The sequence below is a fragment of the Ancrocorticia populi genome (genome assembly GCF_003123745.1).
GTDB classification, from domain to species: domain Bacteria; phylum Actinomycetota; class Actinomycetes; order Actinomycetales; family Actinomycetaceae; genus Ancrocorticia; species Ancrocorticia populi.
The window spans coordinates 582906-603408 of sequence record NZ_QETB01000001.1; the positions used below are offsets into that span (position 1 = coordinate 582906).

Genomic DNA, 20503 nt, shown 5'->3' on the forward strand with positions numbered 1-20503 from the left:
CCTTTTGGAACGGGTTGTCCTATGAAATCTTCGAGACCGGTACTTCGAGGAAGTCCTCTGTGATATTGGGATTGGAGGAGAGCCCATCATCATCGGTAGGGACAATCATGGGCCGGCCGGTGGCGGGATCCGGGAAGCACATACAGCTGATTCCATAGACTTCGCCGATAAGTTCGGCGGTCACGATATCTTCTGGAGCGCCGTGAGCCACCACCTTGCCATCCGCCATCACAACCAAGTGTGTAGCGAATCGGAACGCAAGGTTGAGATCGTGGAGCACCGCCACCAGCGTGTATCCGTCCCGGTGGAGTTTTCTGCACAGTCTCAAGACCTCAAGCTGATGCGTAATGTCTAGGAATGTTGTTGGCTCATCCAGCAGCAGGAGGGGAGTCTCTTGTGCCAGAACAAGGGAGAGCCACACGCGTTGCCGCTGGCCACCGGACAGCTCTTCGACCCGCCTTGAGGCGAGGTCAGAAACACCGGTGGCGGCGAGGGCGTTGGTGACGGCGTCGTCGTCGGCTGAAGACCATTGGCGAAACAGAGTCTGGTGTGGGAAACGGCCTCGCGCAACCAGATCTTGGACGGTGATGCCGGAAGGACTCGTGGATGTTTGCGGGAGTAGGCCAAGACGCCTGGCGATCACCTTCGAATCGATCTCGCGGATGTCGCGGCCGTCCAGAATGACGCTGCCGGTATCTGGAGGCAACAGGCGAGCAAGAGCCCGGAGCAGAGTGGATTTGCCGCATGCGTTCGGGCCAATGATCACGGTGAATGAGCCATCCGGTACCTCGACGTCCAGATGGCGGGAGACAGGTTCGCCGCCATAACCGAGCGTGAGGTCCACGCCCTGAAGTGAAGAGATCGGCGTCATGAAGCACTGCCTTTCTGAGTAGCAAGTTTCAAGGTTTACACACCTTTGGTTCGGGTGAGCAGCCATAGCAGGTAGATGCCGCCCAAGAGCCCGGTCGTAAGGCCAACCGGCATGGCGATAGTGACTGGGAGGTTGACTGAAACAAGATCGGATGCGAGCAAAAGGGCTGCCCCCGTCAACGCGGAGCACACAACCTGCACTCGCGAGCCTCGCGTGAGGCGCGCGGCCAGCTGTGGTGACGCCAAGGCAACGAAGGCAATTGGCCCCGCGGTAGCAACTGCGGCGGACGTGAGGATCACCGAGGCAAACATGGCGATCTGACGGATCCGCTCGGGCCGCGCGCCCAGTTGGGTTGCCTGTTCGTCGCCCATCTCCACGACGTCCAGAGAGCGCGCGCAGGCGATGAGGATGGGAATGATGATGATGACGGCGAGTGCGGAGAGGTAGGCATCGTCCCATGTGCGCGCGTTGAGTGAACCGGACAGCCAGATCCGCGCCTTAACCGCCAGATCGATATTGCCTCGTGCCAATACCAACGTGTTGAGGGCGCCCACAAAGGCGGAGACCCCAATGCCAACAAGTACGAGGCGGTAACCGCCGGTCTGCCCATCTGCGCGTGCAAGCCAGTAGACAACGGCCGCCGTGATCACACCCGCGCACACCGCCGCCGCTGAGGTAGCGGGCCCGCCCGCGTTGAAGTAGACGATTTGGATAACAGCTCCCGTGGCACCTCCCGTGGTGAAGCCGATGATATCTGGCGAACCTAGCGCGTTGCGGGATATCGATTGGAAGATGCAGCCTGAGGCGCCGAGCGCCATCCCTACGGCAACGGCTGTGATGGCCCGTGGCAGGCGGACGGTTTGAACAACCTTCTCGGTGGTTGCTTCCCCCGCCCCGGCAACGGCGTTCAGAACGTCCGCGACTCCCAAGTCCATTGGCCCGGACATAAGGGAGAGTACTGAAAACGTCACGATCGTGAAAAGAAGGATAAGGGCGACGACGACGGTTCGCCTCTCCACCCGCTCATGTATCGGGCCCACCGCAACGCGCAGTTGTTTGCTCATATGCCCTCCACTCTTCCGCGGCGGACGAGGGCGATGAAGAAGGGAGCTCCGATGAGCGCACTCATGATTCCCGCTCCGATTTCCCCCGGGAGAATGATGACCCGGCCAACCACATCAGCGGTCAACAGGATGATGGCTGCGATGACTGCCGAATAGGGGAGTAGCCATCGATGATTTGGGCCAACTAACGATCTCGCGACATGTGGCGCGGCCAGTCCAATGAACGAAACTGGCCCCACCGCAGCAGTGGCCGCGCCAGCAAGAATGAGGATCGCAAGGTTGGTGAGGGCCCATGTGCGAGTGATGTTGACTCCCAACCCCTGAGCCATGTCGCGTCCGAGCGAGATCGCATTGAGTGAGCCAGTGAGTACCACTGCGATGAGGGCGCCGATGGCTAGGCATACCGCGAGGATGGGTAGGACCTCCCATCCGCGGCCTTGCAGAGAACCCGTGGCCCAGTTTCGGAAAGAATCGAAAACCTGTTGGGAGCTCGAGAGAGTGACCATCATGGTGAGGGATGACAGGGTGATAGAAAGCCCGGCGCCCGCCAGAACCAGACGGACCGGATTGACACCTGATTCGCCCGCTCGCCCGAGCCGGTGGACTAGGACGGAAGCAATTGCTGCACCGGCGAAAGCGAACCAGATATATACGATGATCTTCCCGCTGCCCGTGAAGGCTAGTCCGATCACGACGCCTGCGGCGGCACCCGCGTTGACGCCCAGTGTTCCAGGTTCGGCCAGCGCATTCCGCGTGAGTGACTGCATAAGCGCGCCGGCAAGGCCCAGACTCGCTCCGGCGAGCATCGCCAGAATCGTCCGTGGAATTCTCAGTTCGTGGACGATCAGGTGGGAATCCAGTGTGGGATTGTATGCGGTGAGCGCCTGAAATGTCTCTTCCAGCGGTATCACGCGCGATCCCAGCGCTAAGGACGCGGCCGAAATCGGCACTAGCAATAGTAGTAGTGCTAGGAGAATGGGGCCGCGGGAGGCACGGCGAAGCTTTCGCTTCGTCTTACCTCCCGCGTTGGTTTCAACTGCCATAGTTAGCTGAGCGAATCAACCACGGAATCGACGAGCTCCTTGCCGGAGTAGTAATCGATCCGGAAGGAATTGATGCCCAGTGGGTACACCTGCTCGGACTGAACGGCGGGTAGGTTCGCGAGAGTTGAATCTGAGAGGAAGGAATCCACGGTATCTTCCGTGCCAGTCAGCAAGAAGACGCTCTCTCCCTCGATTCCCTTCGTGAGATTCTCGTAGGTGATGAAGATGAAATCATCGCGTTCCTGATCGGTGGTGTCCAGTTCGTCCGGTCCCTCGATTACATCAAAACCGAGGGCGCTCATGAGCTGGGCATGAGGGCCGGTCTGCTTGCCGATTGCCTGCTCCTGACTGGGGCCGTTGTAAGAGACGATCGAGGCACCGCCTTCCGGCACGGTAATCTTGGACGCTGCGTCCGCGGCGTAGTCATCGAAATCGTCGATTGCCGCCTGAGCGCCTTCCTCGTTGCCTGTATCTGCGCCAAGCTCAGTGGCGAGTTCCTGCCACGTCTGCTTGGAGTAATCTACGGCGATTGTTGGGAATTGTTCGGCAATCTGATCGTATTCATCGGCCACGGTATCGGCTCCGGAGGTGGAGACGATCACGAGATCTGGATCGGCGGCGATAAGCGCCTCCATGTTGAACTCTAGGTTGTCATAGAGAACGTCAACTCCGCGTTCATCTGCAACGTCTGACCACTGAGCGAAGAATCCCTTATCGTCGGTGATAGGAGAGACCCCCGTTGCCGCACTGGCAACAACCGGTGCGTCGATGGCCAGCAGGGTGCCGGTCACGGACACGGACGTTGAGACAATCCGCTCGGGCTTTGCTTCAAGCTCCAGCTCGCCCATTTCATGGTCGATAGTGCGGGGCCAACCTTCGTCGGTGGACGCCGCTGCCGTGGAATCCGTGGACTCACTGGCGGGTTCTGAGTTACCGCATGCGGCAAGTGACAGGGATGTAAGACCAATGGTTGCAAGCGCAACGATCTTCTTGATGGGGGATCGCATTGGGCGGCTCCTCGTTTGGAGAACATAATTATCGAATGTGGCAAGATTGCGCCATGGCAACCGTGCGCGATTAGGTTGGCATTACCTAATGTGTAAATCTTGGGATAGCAGCGTGCGCGACTCCTAAGATGTACCCGCGCAGTATCCAACCCCGGCCCGCCAAAGACCGCTGGCATACCCCCATATTCGACGATGATGTGGCGTGGTGGCGGCGCTATCTTTGACCTCCGAAATGCGGTCTATGGAACTGGCCCGCGAGCAGTATGTGAGGTCTGCTACTTTTGCTCAGGTGTCCAGCTCAGCCCCGGCACGCCCCAACCAGATTCCTCAATGATGGAGCGGGTTTGGGCGGCATATGGCTCGATGAGGCGTTGAATGTATACCACGCCATTCAGGTGATCGAACTCGTGCTGCATGATGCGTGCACGCCAACCATAAACGTCGATCGTGATTTCCTCGCCCTTTAGGTCGGTTCCCGCGACACGCACATGATCGGCGCGTCGCAGCGGGAACTTATGCTCGGGGAAAGAGAGGCAGCCCTCTGATTCCGTGTCTGGGTCGGGTTCGCCAGGGGCCATCGGCTCCATCCAGAGTTCGGGGTTGATGAGGCAGCCGCGCCAGGGTTCGGCGTCGTCGTCAAAATAGGTGAACGTGTAAATACGCAAGGGGACGCCAACTTGTGGCGCAGCTAAGCCGACCCCGGGTGCGGCATCCATGGTCTCGAACATGTTGGCTACCAGAGCACGGATGTCATCGGTAATCGCGGTGACCGGTTCGGCGGGTGAGTGCAGTACCGGATCGCCCCAGATGCGGATGGGAAGGATTGCCATGGTACGAGGATAACGGCTACGTGCCGACATGTTGGTTAATTCACTGCACATAGAAGACGAGGTTGCCGAAACGCTTTGAGTTCACGACCTCTGAAGTGGATTCTAGATTTCGTAATTCGTATAGTTTCCCTGCAAAAGCTGGTGGCAAGTTTCGTCAATACTCCGGTCGAGGTCATGCTATGCAGTCGCGGCCTAAACCTAATCTGAGATGGCCAACATGAATCGGTGAGTCGTGATAACGTCTACACATTGAAGAACTCACCCATGTCTTCTAATTTGGCTCGAAGGAGTGCCACATGCTTGATACTGATCGACCGTGGCTACGTAAGGATACAATCTATGCTTCGGTCCCCGACGGGCTACTGATCTCTAATGCGAGCACCGGATTCGAGATCGCGGGAAAGAGTGCCTATGCCCTGTTCCAAAAGGTGGCCCCGCTCTTTGATGGTCAGGTCACGGTCGGAGAAATTCGCCATGCCGTCCCCGAAAACACCTGGAACATCATCCAACACATTATTGATCCTCTGGTTAAGCAGGGCTTTTTACGCTGGATTCCCGCTGGTGATGTTGATTTGGTCCCGACCGACGTGCGTGAAAGCTACCCAGATCAGATCGCTTTCCTTGCCCAATACACGGACAACCCTCATGCGGCATTCAAGCGATTTCATGATGCTAAGATCGCCATTACTGGCGAGAATGATCCGATCCTCGATTCGCTAGCCAACAATCTCGAGGATAACGGTGCCGCCAACGTACTTCAGGTAGAACATGTAGCGCAGGTCGTCAATGCGGATCTCGTCATTATTGGCCCGACGGGCCTTTCCACTCTCAACGAGGTGAGTGAAATAACCGTTCCAACACTCGTCATTTGCCCAGCCGCTCGCCATCTTTGGGCATTACCAGTCCGTTGGGAGAAAGGTGCTTGTTCCTGGCAAGACGGGAATAACTCGATAAGCCGGGGGATGTATGCTGACGAGTGGGAGAGGTCCTTCACTGCAGCTCAGGACGGCGCTCCGGTTTGGGATTATGCAACCAGTTCCGAAGCAGTTCAGCGACTCTTTGGAGCGCTGCTCTCGTATGAAGTATTCAAAGGTTTGAGTGGTGCAATTGCCCCTGAGACAGGCCACGCGATCTTTGGCATAAATTGCCTAACGGGTGAAACTCGCGTTCACCGTGTCACTCCAATTTTTGCTGATTCTGCCTTCGTGATGCCCCCTGAACTCGCCACTTCATCTTATGTTGCACGACCATGGAGCCCTCCTAATGGTCAATCTCTGGTGAGTTTTTCATCCGAAGATTCTCGTGCCGATGAATACGACGCAGTTTGGTCTAGACTTGTAGATCCTGTCACGGCCCCGGCAACCGACTTCCTCGATCTGGCGCTCCCTCAAGTGCCAATCAAGATTTCGGCGGTCCAGACTTCGTGGGGACCCGTGCGTGCCGCGAGTGCTTGGACCACCGCGGATGCTCGGATTGATGCTATTGCCACTGCCTATAGTCTCGCGCTGACCGCCCATGCTCGTCCCGGCGGTGAGTCAGCAAGTGTTGTGCTTGCGGCCGAGCGAAGCCGTGAGGAAGCCGTACGTGTGGCCCTCGAGGTGGTGTTTAATGAGACGTCTCCCGCGAGATCAATGCGCTGGCACGCCGATGACACGGCCTCATGCACACCTGAGATACCGGGCCGTCTAGGCACGTTCATAGCCGAGATCTCCGATAGCTCCATCATCTGGGCAGATTTGGGCAAGACGGCTGGATTCTACATAGTTCGTGCTAGCTACGACGGCAGAACGTGGATCGGTGCCGGACTTTCAGCCGCTGAGGCGCGGGCGCGTGCCGCCCTTCATCTGCTCGGCAATGCGCAAGCGGGCGTGGAAGAAGCAGAAGATGTGGAAGGCTCTTCGCACATTGATCTCAGCTCTGCCTTCGCTAACGTTCTCACCGTCGCACCGACAATTAGTATTGTTGATCTTTCTGACAACTGGTATTTGGCCATCGTGCGCGCGGGAGAGAGTAACTAACTCTATGTCTGCGATTGAAGGTCTACGGCATACTGTCCTTCCCGGCTTGCACGCTTGTCGTGCATGTTTGCAGGAACAAATCAATGTTGCTGATAGCTTTGTTTTGCGCACTGGCGCGCCACTGACTGCCGTGCGCTCGGACAGAATGAATCCGTTCTACCCCTTGACCGTAGCTGCCGCACGAGAATGCAATTTTCCCGACGGGATTTCTCTTGATTTGGCAACGTTGCAAACTCGAAGTGCCCGCTCAGTTTGTCGACACGAGAAACCAATCGAGCCGAAGAGTGTGGCCAGCGCGCCGAGCATATCAGGCACTGGCTCTGGTCGCTCTTACCGTACTCATCCGCTTGACTATTTTTTTCGGGATGTCGCTGAGGAAGATTTTGTCAGTCCGGTTCATGCCTCCATCGGTATCTCGATTGATTACGACCTTAACGGCCTAGCTACAGCTAAGTCCTCGGGATTCTTGATCGAGTACCGCGGCACGGACTCGTACACGAAGCCATGGGGTGGCCATTGCGGAAACTTCACTGACGCCACCCGGCTCGGCATCCTTGAAGGCATCGAACGTTCTGCATGCGAACATGCAACCATTACGGATGTTCGCCGCGAGATACCCGGTGGTATCACCGTGATTGGGCTGGATGGCTTCGGACTTGACCGTGGCGACTGGAGGATTGCAAGGCCGGAGGTTGGAGCGTGGGCAATTGGCCAAGCGCTCCACAGTAACGGCGCCCTGCTGGGCGAATACGCTGCCGTACCTGAACGCCTCGTATTTTTTAGCCCTACGATCGATACGACGCCTTGGGTCCAAGATTCGTCCAATGGCTGCGCGATCGGCGGTTCGGCCGAGGAGGCGATCCTCTTCGGGCTGCTTGAAGCGGTTGAACGCGATGCTTTCCTTGCGGCGTGGTACGGAGGCCTTTCCCTTGCCCCTATTGATCCAGATTCGATCATCAGTGATGAGTCTCGGAGTTACATGTCTAGGCTCGCTCTGTCTGGAGTCGAGGTTGTCTTCCTTGATGCCACTATCGGTGTCGATATTCCCACTGTCATTGCTGTCTGCGAAGAGCCCGGCGGATCGACATGCGTTGGAGCTGGGAGCCATCCCGATCCAGAGCGAGCCTTACTTTCCGCACTCGTGGAGGTCGCCTCTGATTTTCAGGTTGTCGCTCTCCATCGCGAGCAGCGTGGAGCTGATCTCGCTCATATGTTGGCTGATTTCTCCCGCGTTCGTGTCATGGAAGACCACGCAGACATGTTTGCCCACCCCGGGGCTCGGCCACTTATCCGCAGGTGGCGCAGACCGGGAAAATCGCCTGTCGCGCTCGCTTCACTTGGTCACAGTGCGGCGCGCGCAGTGCCCCCTGTAACTGGACTCGACACCTCACTTGCCGCCGATCTCCGCTTCTCCATCGGTCAATGCGAATCCGCAGGCTTTGCGCCCATTGCCTTTGATCTAACTGAGGGCCTTGCCCGGACGATTGGTGCGCAGGTATGGAAGGTTGTCATCCCAGGCCTGATCCCCATTGATTTCGGGAATTATCAGCGTGTCCTTGCCATGAGCCGCCTCGAAAATGTGGCACGAGAACATGGCGACATTCGCGCGACCGATGAGTTTCACCCCGTTACTATTCCTCATCCATTTCCGTAGGAGTTCAGCAATGTACGATTGGTGTGCACTAGACCAGGCAGCAGAACAATACGCGCGCCTCATCCATTACCGCGTCCGCGACGGGATGCTCATTAATGACTGGGAAGTTGATTGGGACCACCAACCGCTGACCCACGCATATTATGAAACACCGGACGTCCACTCCATTCCGCTCCCTACCGCTACGTGCAATCCACTGTCCGGCTCGTTCTCCTCATCACCGGACACCATTGGAGCGCTCCTCTATTCAGTTTATGGTTTCACCGGATTTCGGCTTGTGATCAATCGGAATGACAAACCGGCGGTCTATCTTTACGCTAATGCCACCAAGTTCGGTCGGCACACGGCATCGGGGGGCGGGCGGTACTGTGCTGACTTTTACCTTGTTGAGTCCGGCCGTGGCGATCACGGTTCGCTGCCCGCTGGTATCTACCACTACTCACCACTGCGCCATGTGTGGGAGACGCTGACATCTGGCGATGCCACTCTAGACGTTGCCCATGCGCAGAGATATGCAGAATCATGTGACCGCTATGTCATTATGACTATCGATTACTGGCGGAGCGGATTCAAGTACAACGATTTCTGCTATCAGGCCACGGCGATGGACATCGGCACGATCATTGGTTCGGTTGCTGAAGCTGTCGGTTCGCGCACAGCTCGCACCTGGGACATGTGGGTCAACGAAACGGAACTTGCGCGCATCCTTCACTTAGATCCCTTGCGTAACGGCGTGTATGTAGTCCAGAGCTGGGGTAGTTCCACTCGGCTACCGGTCAACATCCCTGATAGCGCCACACAGTCCCATTTTCCGGAGAAGGTCGGTTCGCTGTTTCCTAAGATAGTTGATTTTACGACGACGACGGCCTTGCAGGCCGACATGCGCAGGTTCCCTCAACGTCCAGATTCATTCACCCATGCCTTAGTCAGTAACGAGCTAACCGAGGGCGTCGACGCTGCGTGGTGGAACTCGCTTCATGCTCGGCAGTCAAGCTTCGGTCGGTTCACGGGCGAAAGCTATTCGCTTGAGTCTCTTCTCGCTCTCCTTCACTCAGCCGATGCTGCCTGCTACCAGCTTGTCGGCAATGAAACACAGGACCTGCGTTGGCAATACCTCGTCTATGTCACTAATATTGACGGCTTAGTACCGGGGCTGTATATCTATTGCCCAGCAAGTCATGAGCTCAAGCTCTTCTCAGCTGAGCCGCAGGACGATTTTCTAGCTAGCACATACTTCCTCAAGAATTATGATGGCCGAAAGGCGGCCGCCACTATCATTCCCTGCGGGAACGTTTTCGAATGCTCTCACGAGTGGGGAGTCCGTGGTTATCGCCTCGTTAACGCCGTCATTGGGGCGGCCTGTCAAGCCATCTCGGTGGAAGCCGTACGCCAAGGGATCGGGACGGGTACGGCCCTTGGGTTCGACGGCGACGCTCACGCCCAGCGCGCTGAACTCGACAAGGACGTCATGACCCCGATGCTCATGATCATGACCGGAGTAGATCATCCGCTCGCGGGGGAGTTTCACACGGATGCATCCCTTGTCAGGAGTGCACGGTGAGAGTTCTCGATCAGTACTCACAGCTCAGGCTTGGCGGACTCCCACATGAGACGGCGAACAGCTTGCAGGAGGCCACTTTCGCGCATAACATCGACTTCGTTGCAGATGCGAAAGCAAAGCTCTCTGCTAACCGTAACGTCATTAGCGATCAGCTCCACGACGCGATTAGTCAGCTTGATGCCGATCGACGACGGCCCGTCATAGCGCTGCGCCGCAAGATTTACAAGCTCAACCTTGCTGAGGCCGCCACGGCCCTTTCCGATCTTGATACTGAAACTCGCGATCTACTCGACCAGTACGCAGAGGACGCGCTTTCTCTTATACAAACGCTCGGTACCCGGCTTGCTGAGATCTCAGTGTCATTTGACAAGGCCCTTGCCCATGAACGACATGTCATTTCAGGCTTCGCTAGCAACTCACAGTTCATGGCAGGTGTGTCAATTTCTGCACCCTCACTTGTGCCAGCAATTGAGCGCTTATCTCTCAACATCGCCCGCAATGCGATCGATAGGAAGGACAAGAAGGCCGAACGCTCGCTCCACTCCTATATCGTGCGAGCAGCTACAAAGACGAGTCCCTTTTCCAGCCTTGGTCCCGTTTCCATTGTTTCGGAGCAGTTAGACGGAGGCTCCGCGTGCCACATCTCTAGGCCTTCTCTCTATCCAATTGCGCGAGCACTCAACAACCTACTTGCCGAGCCGCGCCGGTTGGCCAATCTCAACGTGCGGATCTCCCCAAACGCGCGGATCACAGATAGCTCCGTTGACGTGGATCGGGTTGCATGGGAGTTCAAGGACAATAACTCGCAGACGGATTTTGCCGTGTCCACGGAGGACATAGTTTTTATCAAGCAAAAGCCGCTAACTGACGCTGTTATTTCGATTCTCGGTGAGGGCACCAGCACGCTGGATGAACTTGCCCGCTCCTTGAGCGAGGGTTCTGGTCTGGGGATAGAAGCTGTCTACGATTTGCTTGGAGATCTTCTTCGCCTCGGTTTTCTTGATATACCCACTCTCTCGTTCCATCCTTACGATGCGGATCTTCCTACTGTGATCGCGGAGATAAAAGACATGGATACGGAGCTCGGTGAAATCATCGCGGATTACGTCACGAGCGCGGAACAGTTCGCGCAGATTACGAGCGAGCAGGAGCGGATCACACAGATCTCGAAATTGCGCAAGCTCGTTGAGCAGATGTATTCCAAAGCCGGCGTGATCGGTAGGCTCCCGCGTTCTGTTGTATACGAGGACGTTCTGGTAAATGCCGCTAGGCCAGACGAGGATTTTGCTGAGGACATCTCTGACGCCACGGCAAACAAGCTCCTTGCGCTTCTTGATTTGCTCGACGATTCCAACGTTAAACACGCACTCATGGTGGGTTACTTCGAGAATCAACACAAAGATACGATGGGCGCTGGTGACTTCCTCCTTGGCTTTATCGACGAACTATTCGATTCCTTCGAGGCTTACGAGCTAACATCTATCGCTGACGCAAACCTCGAGAGTGATCCATGGCTTCGTTGGGGCGAGGCATGGAGGTGGGTGGTTGCTCGCCGAACGCTTACTGCTGAACTCGAGGCTCATGCCGCACAAGTAGAATTAGGAACCACATCTGGCCCGCTTTTTGCGCTGGAGCCTTTAGATATTACGGAGGCTCTTGATCACGCGCTCGCGGGTATCACACTGAGCGATCCGACCTATCGGCACGCCAATATTTTGGCGCAGAAAGGTGAGGGTTCCGAGTGGATCATTAACGATGCTTTTGGTGGCATTGGCTTCCAGGTCTCTCGTTTTACGCATCTTGTTAGACACGAGGCCCGGTGCTACACCGAGGATATTAACGACCTCGCGCAGGAACATGGGGTCACGCTTGCCGAACTTTCCGGTGGCGCGACTTTCTCCAACCTCAATCTCCACGATCCAATACTCCCCACAGCACTTGTTCTTCCAGGAGAGCCAGAAATCAACGGTGTGAACGAGAAGGGTATTGAGACCATTTCTCTTGACGATCTGGCTGTTTCCTATTCGCAAGAGGAGAAGCGCCTCGTTCTTCTCCGGAATGGTTCCCTCATTCACCCGGTGTATTCGGGATATCTCGTTCCTGCCGCAACACCGCGTCGCAATCAGGTACTCAGCTTATTCTCACCTTCGGCTCAGATGAGCCGCAAAGTCGCAGAGATAATTTCCAAGTCTCCCAAGCCCGGCTCCATCACCGTCTTCCCGCGGATGATGCTTGATAACCTCGTCATCGTTCGAACTTTGGTGCTGATTAATGCCAGAGACCTTCCCACTGATAGTCCCCTCACTGATGAAGGCTATCGCGCGTGGTTACGTCTCTGGGTGAGTGCGGGTCTGCCAATGACGTCGTTCGTGAAGGTTCACGACGATGCCTCTACATCTCACAAACCCTATTTCTTCGATATCCGCCAGATCCTATCTTGCTCGACCCTATACAACGACCTGTGTAATGCGGAGGGCGAGGCCTTCTTGGAACTTTCTGAGGTACTGCCGGAATCGTCGTCTTACCGATACGAGGAGACCGAACGCGTCACAGAACAGATGATCGGAATGAGCTGGATAAAGGAGTCCGCATGTCAGTCCTAACGCACGTCCCCGCTTCAATCGAGTCCGAATTTAGGCTCCACCGCATGTACGAGTGGAGGGCCTATCACATCTTTTATGGCGGAACTCCGCTCACTGTCTTGAAAGAGTGCATTCTTCCGCTAGCCCAAGAAATGCAAGATCGCGGCGAGATCATCGATTTTTTCTTCATCAACTACTGGTTGGAGGGTTCTCATGTGCGGCTGCGCGTGCGCGTTGATCCGTGCAATGCCGATGCGGTGGATGTTGAGATCGTCGCTCGAGTAACGAAGTATTTGGCTGAATCGCCCTCGTACCATCCCATGGCTGAGTTAGCGGACAACAACTTCTACGAGCGCCTTTATCAGGGTGAGTTTAGTGAGGCTGATCGGCCAAAGTACTTCGATGCCGCGGGCAATCCCCGCTTTGCTGCCAATAACTCGATCGAGATCCGCGAATACGAACCCGAGTACCTCCGCTATGGCGGTTCGGTCGGAATGCTTATCTCCGAGCGCCAGTTCATTGAATCCACTCAACTCATGGTGAAGCTAGCGGATCTGGGTAACATGCGGGTGAGAACGATCCTGCTGGGCATCGCTACGCAGATTACCTTCATCACGGCGGTATGCATGTTGCGCGACATGGACCTCATCGAGGACTTTTTCGTAGCCTATCACCGCCGTTGGTCCGATGGCTATGACTCGAATCCTGCTTACGGCACCGAAGAGGGACGCCGCCAGCACACTGCCACCGTCAACAACATCCGCAAGAAGATCGTGCCGCTGGCGAAAGAGATCCTCTCCGAAGATGTCAAGGATTTACCGGTTTTCCTGCGCGATTGGGTTGAGGTGTGCACGCGGGTACGCACCCAAATTGAGGATGCGTGCACCGATGCTGGTTTGCAATTTAGTTACGAAGACGGCGTTCGCACTGTCACCGATCCCGATCAGGCATCCTGGTCTCTCTGTCATTCCTATATCCATATGACCAATAACCGAATCATGGTATCGGTAGCCGACGAGGCATTCCTTGCCTACCAGATTGTTGAAGCCATGAGAAAGGCCAAGACCGATGACGAGTGACATCAGTAGCTGGACGCCCAGCAAAGAAGATCTGCTCATTGTTGGCCCGTCGCGGTGGACGGGCACGGCGATCATCAGTGATATCAGTACCGAGGGCGACAGGCGCTTGATTGAGATTGGCCTCGCCGAGAGACTTGTCCTTGACAAGGTGGACGGTGTTCATTCGGTAGATGAGATCCACAATTCGCTTGTCGCTGATGGGGTGAATTTTGACGAGAGGAAGATCCTCGCTATCCTCAACAAGTTTGCCTTTTATGGGGCTATCAAGCGACCTTTTGCGATTGATCAGGGTACCCGTGGTGTTGATGCCTTGGCCACCTTGGCTCCGAATACGCGTTTGGACCAGCTCACAGCGGCTCAAAGCTCTCGTGGCATTCTGACCCTGTGGAGGAGGTTCAAGTGGCTCGCTAATCCGGCGGTGCTCGCCGTACTGGCCGTCGTCGGTATTGGGTCTGGAGTTCTCCTTGGGTTCACGTTCCCGAATGCAGTAGGCACTCTTGCGGATGCGACTGTAGTGCATCTAGTGATCGGTGTGGGTGTCGCGATCTTGTGGTCGGTGCTAGTCACGCTAGTCCATGAGAACGGCCATGCAGCATTATTTAATGTGCATACTGGACGGGAGCCGTACCTTGCCCTCACAAGGTTCGGGATCATCCTTATGCCCAATACTCACATGCCGGGGTTCTCTCTGATGGATACCCGTTCCAAGGTTGCAACGATAGTAACGGGCCCACTCATTTCGATGGTTTTTTCCGCCGTCCCAGTTGCGTTGTTCCTACTCACGGACAATCCTGCCATTCACGCGATCACCGCCGTTTGCATCGTTGTTGATGCCGTAGTGATTGCTCTAGGAATCATGTTCTTTCCAAATACAGATGCTACCCGCGTACTAGAGACGATTGCCGCGGTTGATCAGATCCAAGCAGTCGCGTTCCGAACGCTCTCTCGCAGGTACACGCTCCCCAAGGCTCTGCCTGTGAAAACACGTATCGCGATACGTGTTTACCCAGTCTTACTGCTTTCCGCGATTGCAATCTCGTTAGCAGTAATAGTGTGGGCCGCCTGGCTCATACTGAACTAATGCCCGGATACGGGCACATTGAAAGGGAAAGATTATGAATCTTCAGAATTTAGCAACGGAGCTTGATGCGTTCACTGCTGAGACGTTTGAGGTGAAGGATTATGTGGACTTTGCAGATATGGCCTTCGGGTCAACCTGCTCGTCCTCTTCATCCTCCTCGTGTTCGTCGACGTGCACGTCATGCTGTACGTCCACATCCTCTTGCGCAACCGCGTAATTGCTTACCGTCCGAAAGTGAAGAATCATGAATCTTCAGAATCTAGCAACGGAGCTCGACACGTTTACTGCTGAGACGTTTGAGGTGAAGGATTATGTGGACTTTGCAGATATGGCCTTCGGGTCGACCTGCTCGTCCTCTTCATCCTCCTCGTGTTCGTCGACGTGCAGCTCGTGCTGCTCATCGACATCCTCCTGTGCAACCGCGTAGGTAGCAGTATAGTGCCCGCGCACTCAAGATTTTAGTATCACTGCTAAAAGCGATGATCACCCAGCATCGATATCTTCAACAGCTGGGTGGTGACGGCCTAAGTCGAGGCAGAGTGCGCTTCTATATCAATCTGGCCCGTTGGGTCTAAACCACGGCGGGGGGCCGGTAACCTCAGCCTCCCGCCGTGAACACTGAAAGGGGTTCTAGATGCCAGGAACGGTAGTCGACATCCAGGACATGACTGTCAAAATCAAGAAGAAGACTATTCTTGACAACCTCAATCTCACGATTGAGGAAGGGTCTTTTCACGGGATAATTGGTCCAAACGGCGCGGGGAAGACGACGCTGTTCACCACAATTCAAGGGTTTCGTCCGCCGTCTTATGGCGACGTACAGCTCCTTGGGCAGAACCCTTATCCGCGCAATATTGACCTCCTCCGGGTCATCGGTATTCAACCGCAGCGTTCCTCGTTCTTCCCGAAAACGACGCTCAAGGAGCATCTGAGCGTCGTCGCCGATATTCTCGGCACCTCGCGCAAGCGAGTGGATCACCTGATCGATGAACTCGATCTTGGCCATGCGGCTGACACGAAGGTTGAGCAGCTCTCCGGTGGCGAGCGGCAGCGCCTCGCCGTAGCAACGGCGATTGTTCATCAGCCCAAGGTGCTCTTCCTCGATGAGCCCACAGCAGGTCTTGATCCAGAATCTCGGCGCAATCTCGTCTCTCTATTGCAGGGCGCGGACCTTGATGGGATGACCACCCTCTATACTACTCACTTCCTCGATGAGGCCGAGCAACTGTGCGATGTGGTTTCGATTCTTGATGAGGGCAAGATAATCGTGACGCAGAGTCCTCGTCGCCTTATTGCTGAGGCAGCACTTGGTTCGACCATTATTCTTCCTCGTGCTCTGCATCAGGCTGATATCCTCGCCGAGCATTTTGGAACGGAGCTGGTGCGTGTGACGCGCGATGGTGTTGAAGTGCGCGCTCAGGATACTGCGAAACTTTTTGTGGATCTCGATCGGTTGAATATCGATACTGGTAGCGCCCAAGTGCGCGACGGCCGGCTCGAGGATGTCTACCTCGCCCAGACTGGAAAGGACTTTGTCGCATGAGCGCATATCGTTCGCTGTCGCGTAACCTTCTTAAGTTTGACTTGCGTGACTGGTCAACCCTTATCTTTACTTTCATTTTCCCCGCCGCACTGCTCATCATCCTTGTTTTGACACTTGGTGATGCCTACGACGGCATGAATCTAACCGGACCGATCAGCGCAAATGTTATTGCCTTTGGTGCTGCTTTTGTGGGGATCTATGCCGGTGCGACGCATCTGGCGCTCTGGCGGGAGAACGGCATGTTTAATGTGCTGCGCAACTTCCCGCTGTCCTCCAATACCGTCCTCGGGGCACAGGCAACTGCAGGCACTGTTCTGCTCCTTGTTCAAGCACTCCTTCTGTTTGTCATCGCGATTGTGATGGGAACCCGCCCGGTGGCTACGGCACCGCTCGCACTCGTTCCGGTCATACTTGGATATCTCCTCTTTTTCTTCCTTGGCGTTCTTCTTGGGATCGTGGTGCCATCGATGGCGGGTGTTTCAATGGCAGCTACCGTCATCATCATCCCACTGGGGATGATCGGAGGCGCAATGATGCCGATGGAGCTCATGCCAGATTGGGTGCAGACGATCGGGCCGTTTACGCCCGTGTATCACATGCGCGAAGCTATCTCGATGACTCTCATTGGTGAGGGCACGTGGCACGATGCTGGCATCGGCCTTGGCTACCTAATAGGTGTCGGTGCAGTGTGTGGCTTACTCGCCCAGCGAACCATGAGGTTCAAGTAGATCGTGTTTACCCTCGATGGCCGCCGTGTTCCCATCCCAGATGGTTGTCTCATCATCTCGTCGAACGTGGCCGCCACTCTGCCAATTAGCGATCTTCGTGAGAACTGGCTACGGACGCGCGAGCGTAACGTCATTGAGATCCTAGAGAACCCAACGGCGAAACGTGTTTTTCCTGAAGGCCGAGAGTTTGCTGGAATCCGCATGTGTTTGGAAAGTATGAGTGGCGAGCTTGACGGCGAGGACGTGAACCCGGTCATCCCGGAACTTGGCAGTGCCGGCTTGGAGGTATGGGAGTTTCAATTTCCTCACGGGCACATTCGTCGTGGCCATCCACTCCTGCCCTCCGACTACGGCACCACGGTGGGTTCCACCCAGGAGGGAGTGGCTACGGGTTTGCGTGCCTTAGAGATTACCGAAATTAAGCTACCCGAGGGGTTCCTTACCAATCACGTTGCCTCCTATCTTGGTAAGCCAAGTAATCTTGAAGTGGGCTGGCTCACCTCTGCTCCCGTCACAGGTTCCACGCCAAATTGGAATGGCAAGGAGGTGCGGAGGTTGACGTGGTCTGGTCACGGTAACAGCTTTCGAGAGAGCCACACGGCGGCACTCTTGGAGGGTATTGAGCGCAGGGCAGGTGCATTGGAAGACTGTCCGCGGTCGGTGATAAGCACGGCGAACGAACTGACCGGACGGACGATTACCCCACATGATTTCCCTCCCTACCCAGAAGAATTCTATGGACATCTGGGGGCACAGTTTGACCCTGATGATCCCCACGAATGGGTAGATGCCGAAAACCTTTCTGGTGACCATACGTGGATACCCCGCGAGTATGTTTATTACGGTGAACAGATGACACATCATCTCTGGGCCTTAGGAACATCATCAGGTTGTGCCACTGGCTCTTCGATTGCCGAAGCGCGGCTGTTCGGCATTCTTGAACTCATCGAACGTGATTCATTTGTTGCCAGCTGGTATGCCGGAATTGATGCCACTCCGATCCGGATATCAGGTTATGCGCGTTATCGTTCCGTGCTTGCTCGCGCTGCGCTCCTAGGAATTAGAATTCGTTGTGGCTTGCTTCCCTCAATCATTGGCATTCCCACCGTGGTTGCATCCGCAGAGGTCGCAGAACCTGACGGCATCGTTCTTTCGATCGGAGCTGCGTGTCATCCGAGCATCGAATCGGCAATTGGGGCAGCGATCAACGAGGCGTGGACCTACATTGACGAACGCGTAAGAGCGGCACGAGCAATGCATGATCGGGTAGTGGCGTTACGGGCGAACCCGCGGATGGCTGATGCAATTGATGATCATCCAATGCTCGCCATTTATCCGCATGAGCAGGCGTATTTGAATGTGAGCGGTACGGGTGAGGAGCGATCTATCGATGAGAACCCCGCTTGGTTCCCGTGGGTGAACCGTTCACCCGAGCAGTTGCTTGAGCATATTGTTGAGAGACTGCGTGCCAACGGAATTGACGTATGGTTCCATACGCAGACATCAGGTGTTGAGCATTTGCTCGGACTCGAAACGGTCATGACAATCGCCCCAAGTCTACTGCCGATCGATTTCGGGTGGGCGCAGCAAAGGGCACTTCACTCAGACCGACTGGCCGCTATTGTCGAGAGGTATCATGGATCAGGCGCACAGCCCAGAAACATTCCGCATCCCTTCTCCTGAGGAGTCTCGCTTGCCTCAGGAATCTGCAGCCAGAAAGGACGCTCCAACCGGAGCACAAATTCGGGCGAGGATCAGACAAAACGTCATCATGCTGTGCATGTTCACAATTGTCTATCTTGTACCGATCGGGCTTGCCAGCTCAATGCGAATGAGGCTTCTTGCGATTGGCATCTTTCTGGCCGTCCTCATCGTAGGTTCGGCCATTGCATTGACTGGAACTCCGTCCCGTCGCATTCCCACATCTCGCGCAGAGAAATGCGTCGGGTTGACGGCGTTTGGCGAATCAATCGCCGCGATCGTTGGACTCATTGTCGGGTTTGTAACTGGCAACTGGTGGCCTTTCGGGGTGCTGCTTTTGGGCTCTGTTGCACTTCATTTTATTAGCCTTGCTGTTGCCTTTTTCCGGCGGGCAGACTACATCGCCATCGCGTGCATCTTCATATCTCTCACCATGGCGATAGTTAATCCACTTGAGACCTTATGGGATTCATGGGCGATAGCTGGAGCCCTAGCGGCGGCCAGCACGGCGATGTATGTCATCGTAATCGGCCGCTCATTGCGGCACTCGAATTCTTCTTCGTAACACGAGGAATCTAGCTAAAAATTGCTTTCGTTCTTGGTGTGAGTGGAGCGCTGGGCGTGGTGCTGCCGACTCACCGGGCCGTAGACTCAGCATGTACTGAAATGTTCACGAAGGAGCCAAATGAAAGCAATCCTGATCGAGCAAGAGGTGACTAAGGGCCAGATTCTCAACCATCACGCGGAGGTCCGTAACCTTCCCGAGGACGTTTTGGACGGCGCGGCGGCGCCAGCGGCTGATGCGGCGGTGCCAGCTATGACTGTAGATGTGCTGTTTTCTGGAGTGAACTATAAGGACGGACTCGCGGTGGGAGGGCGGCCTGGCGTGCTGCGGACAAGCCCGATCATTCCGGGCATTGATCTCGTGGGGCGGGTGCGAGAATCTGCCGATCCGTGGTTCTCGCCGGGGGATCTAGTGGTGTTGACTGGCGGAGGCATTGGAGAATCGCTCAACGGGGGATTGGCCGAGCGTGCTCGGGTTTCGAGTGAGTATCTGATCCTCGTTCCCGGCGGTATTACGGCGCGGCAGGCGGCTGCGATTGGGACTGCGGGCTTCACCGCGATGCTCTCAGTATTAACTCTTGAACGTGAAGGCGTGACGCCCGCCGATGGCCCGGTGGTCGTGACGGGCGCTGCGGGTGGCGTTGGCTCGATTGCCGTGGCGGTGCTGGCAAAGCTTGGCTATGAGGTGACCGCGCTCAGCGGCCGCGCGGATTCTCAGGGCGATTACCTCCGGAAACTCGGGGCGGCCAATGTGATTGATCGGAGCGACATGGATCAGCCCGGACCACCGCTCCAGAAGCGGCGATGGGGCGGCGGGCTCGACACCGTTGGATCTACCGTCTTAGCGAATGTTCTTGCTCAGACCCGGGATGGCGGGGCCGTGACAACCTGCGGTCTCACCGCGGGATCGGACCTGCCAGCAACCGTTATGCCGTTCATCTTGCGGGGAGTGACGGTAGCGGGCGTCAGCTCCGTGTACACCTCGCGGAGCATTCGTGAGATTGTATGGAATCGGCTGGCGACGGATCTGGATCTATCTCTGCTCGATTCGATGACTACGGAGATAGGGCTGGATGATGTGCCCCAGCGGGCGGCCGAGATCCTCGACGGCTTGGTCCGAGGCCGCACAGTGGTAGCGATCGGGCGCTAGAGCTCCACCGCTTGAACCAACGCGGCC

The 20503-nt window shown here is 56.0% G+C and carries 18 protein-coding genes; 13 read left to right on the forward strand and 5 right to left on the reverse strand.

Annotation, left to right across the window (positions count from 1 at the left end; all coding sequences use genetic code 11):
• Nucleotides 1–19: 19 nt before the first annotated feature.
• The 5 genes from DD236_RS02780 to def all read right to left on the reverse strand — a co-directional run bounded on the left by DD236_RS02780 (nucleotide 20) and on the right by def (nucleotide 4815).
• Nucleotides 20–871, reverse strand: coding sequence for an ABC transporter ATP-binding protein (locus tag DD236_RS02780; RefSeq protein WP_109092829.1), 852 nt, complete (start codon nucleotides 869–871; stop codon nucleotides 20–22).
• 35 nt (nucleotides 872–906) lie between these two features.
• Entirely contained in the window at nucleotides 907–1935 is a 1029-nt protein-coding gene (locus tag DD236_RS02785) for a FecCD family ABC transporter permease (protein WP_109092830.1), read from the reverse strand.
• Complete coding sequence (locus DD236_RS02790) at nucleotides 1932–2978, reverse strand: FecCD family ABC transporter permease (protein WP_109092831.1); 1047 nt, start codon at nucleotides 2976–2978, stop codon at nucleotides 1932–1934. Before DD236_RS02790 ends, DD236_RS02785 begins: the two co-directional genes overlap by 4 nt.
• Before the next feature lie 2 nt (nucleotides 2979–2980).
• The gene (fepB, locus tag DD236_RS02795; RefSeq protein ID WP_109092832.1) at nucleotides 2981–3985 is read right to left on the reverse strand and encodes a Fe2+-enterobactin ABC transporter substrate-binding protein; all 1005 of its coding nucleotides are present in this window, start codon (nucleotides 3983–3985) and stop codon (nucleotides 2981–2983) included.
• A gap of 275 nt (nucleotides 3986–4260) precedes the next feature.
• The gene (def, locus tag DD236_RS02800) at nucleotides 4261–4815 is read right to left on the reverse strand and encodes a peptide deformylase (protein ID WP_109093271.1); all 555 of its coding nucleotides are present in this window, start codon (nucleotides 4813–4815) and stop codon (nucleotides 4261–4263) included.
• A 296-nt stretch (nucleotides 4816–5111) separates the two neighbouring features.
• On the opposite strand from def, the gene DD236_RS12020 reads away from it, so the two are divergent.
• From DD236_RS12020 to DD236_RS02860, 13 genes are all read left to right on the forward strand, one after another.
• Nucleotides 5112–6833, forward strand: coding sequence for a hypothetical protein (locus tag DD236_RS12020; protein ID WP_165819804.1), 1722 nt, complete (start codon nucleotides 5112–5114; stop codon nucleotides 6831–6833).
• Between the two features lie 286 nt (nucleotides 6834–7119).
• Complete coding sequence (locus DD236_RS02805; protein WP_165819805.1) at nucleotides 7120–8487, forward strand: YcaO-like family protein; 1368 nt, start codon at nucleotides 7120–7122, stop codon at nucleotides 8485–8487.
• 10 nt (nucleotides 8488–8497) lie between these two features.
• Nucleotides 8498–10048: a nitroreductase family protein gene (locus DD236_RS02810; RefSeq protein ID WP_109092834.1), complete on the forward strand. Its 1551-nt coding sequence runs from the start codon at nucleotides 8498–8500 to the stop codon at nucleotides 10046–10048.
• Nucleotides 10045–12651 (forward strand): lantibiotic dehydratase, encoded by a 2607-nt coding sequence (locus DD236_RS02815; RefSeq protein WP_109092835.1) that lies wholly within the window; start codon nucleotides 10045–10047, stop codon nucleotides 12649–12651. Before DD236_RS02810 ends, DD236_RS02815 begins: the two co-directional genes overlap by 4 nt.
• Nucleotides 12639–13709, forward strand: a complete 1071-nt coding sequence (locus DD236_RS02820; protein WP_109092836.1) for a lantibiotic dehydratase C-terminal domain-containing protein — start codon at nucleotides 12639–12641, stop codon at nucleotides 13707–13709. Before DD236_RS02815 ends, DD236_RS02820 begins: the two co-directional genes overlap by 13 nt.
• Complete coding sequence (locus DD236_RS02825; protein ID WP_109092837.1) at nucleotides 13699–14790, forward strand: hypothetical protein; 1092 nt, start codon at nucleotides 13699–13701, stop codon at nucleotides 14788–14790. The genes DD236_RS02820 and DD236_RS02825 overlap by 11 nt, the downstream gene beginning before the upstream one ends.
• 34 nt (nucleotides 14791–14824) lie before the next feature.
• On the forward strand, nucleotides 14825–15007 hold the full coding sequence (locus DD236_RS12425; RefSeq protein ID WP_109092838.1) for a thiazolylpeptide-type bacteriocin: 183 nt from the start codon (nucleotides 14825–14827) through the stop codon (nucleotides 15005–15007).
• 111 nt (nucleotides 15008–15118) lie between these two features.
• Entirely contained in the window at nucleotides 15119–15217 is a 99-nt protein-coding gene (locus DD236_RS12430) for a hypothetical protein (RefSeq protein WP_423716457.1), read from the forward strand.
• A gap of 207 nt (nucleotides 15218–15424) precedes the next feature.
• On the forward strand, nucleotides 15425–16333 hold the full coding sequence (locus DD236_RS02840) for an ABC transporter ATP-binding protein (protein ID WP_109092840.1): 909 nt from the start codon (nucleotides 15425–15427) through the stop codon (nucleotides 16331–16333).
• Nucleotides 16330–17061 carry an ABC transporter permease gene (locus DD236_RS02845; RefSeq protein ID WP_109092841.1) on the forward strand — a complete coding sequence of 244 codons (732 nt, stop codon included), beginning with the start codon at nucleotides 16330–16332 and terminating at the stop codon, nucleotides 17059–17061. Before DD236_RS02840 ends, DD236_RS02845 begins: the two co-directional genes overlap by 4 nt.
• Nucleotides 17062–17064: 3 nt before the next feature.
• Entirely contained in the window at nucleotides 17065–18744 is a 1680-nt protein-coding gene (locus DD236_RS02850) for a YcaO-like family protein (protein WP_109092842.1), read from the forward strand.
• A gap of 97 nt (nucleotides 18745–18841) precedes the next feature.
• Nucleotides 18842–19327, forward strand: coding sequence for a hypothetical protein (locus DD236_RS02855; protein WP_109092843.1), 486 nt, complete (start codon nucleotides 18842–18844; stop codon nucleotides 19325–19327).
• Between the two features lie 120 nt (nucleotides 19328–19447).
• A complete protein-coding gene (locus tag DD236_RS02860; protein ID WP_109092844.1) occupies nucleotides 19448–20476 on the forward strand; it encodes an MDR family oxidoreductase in 1029 nt (342 codons plus the stop codon).
• Nucleotides 20477–20503 lie beyond the last annotated feature (27 nt).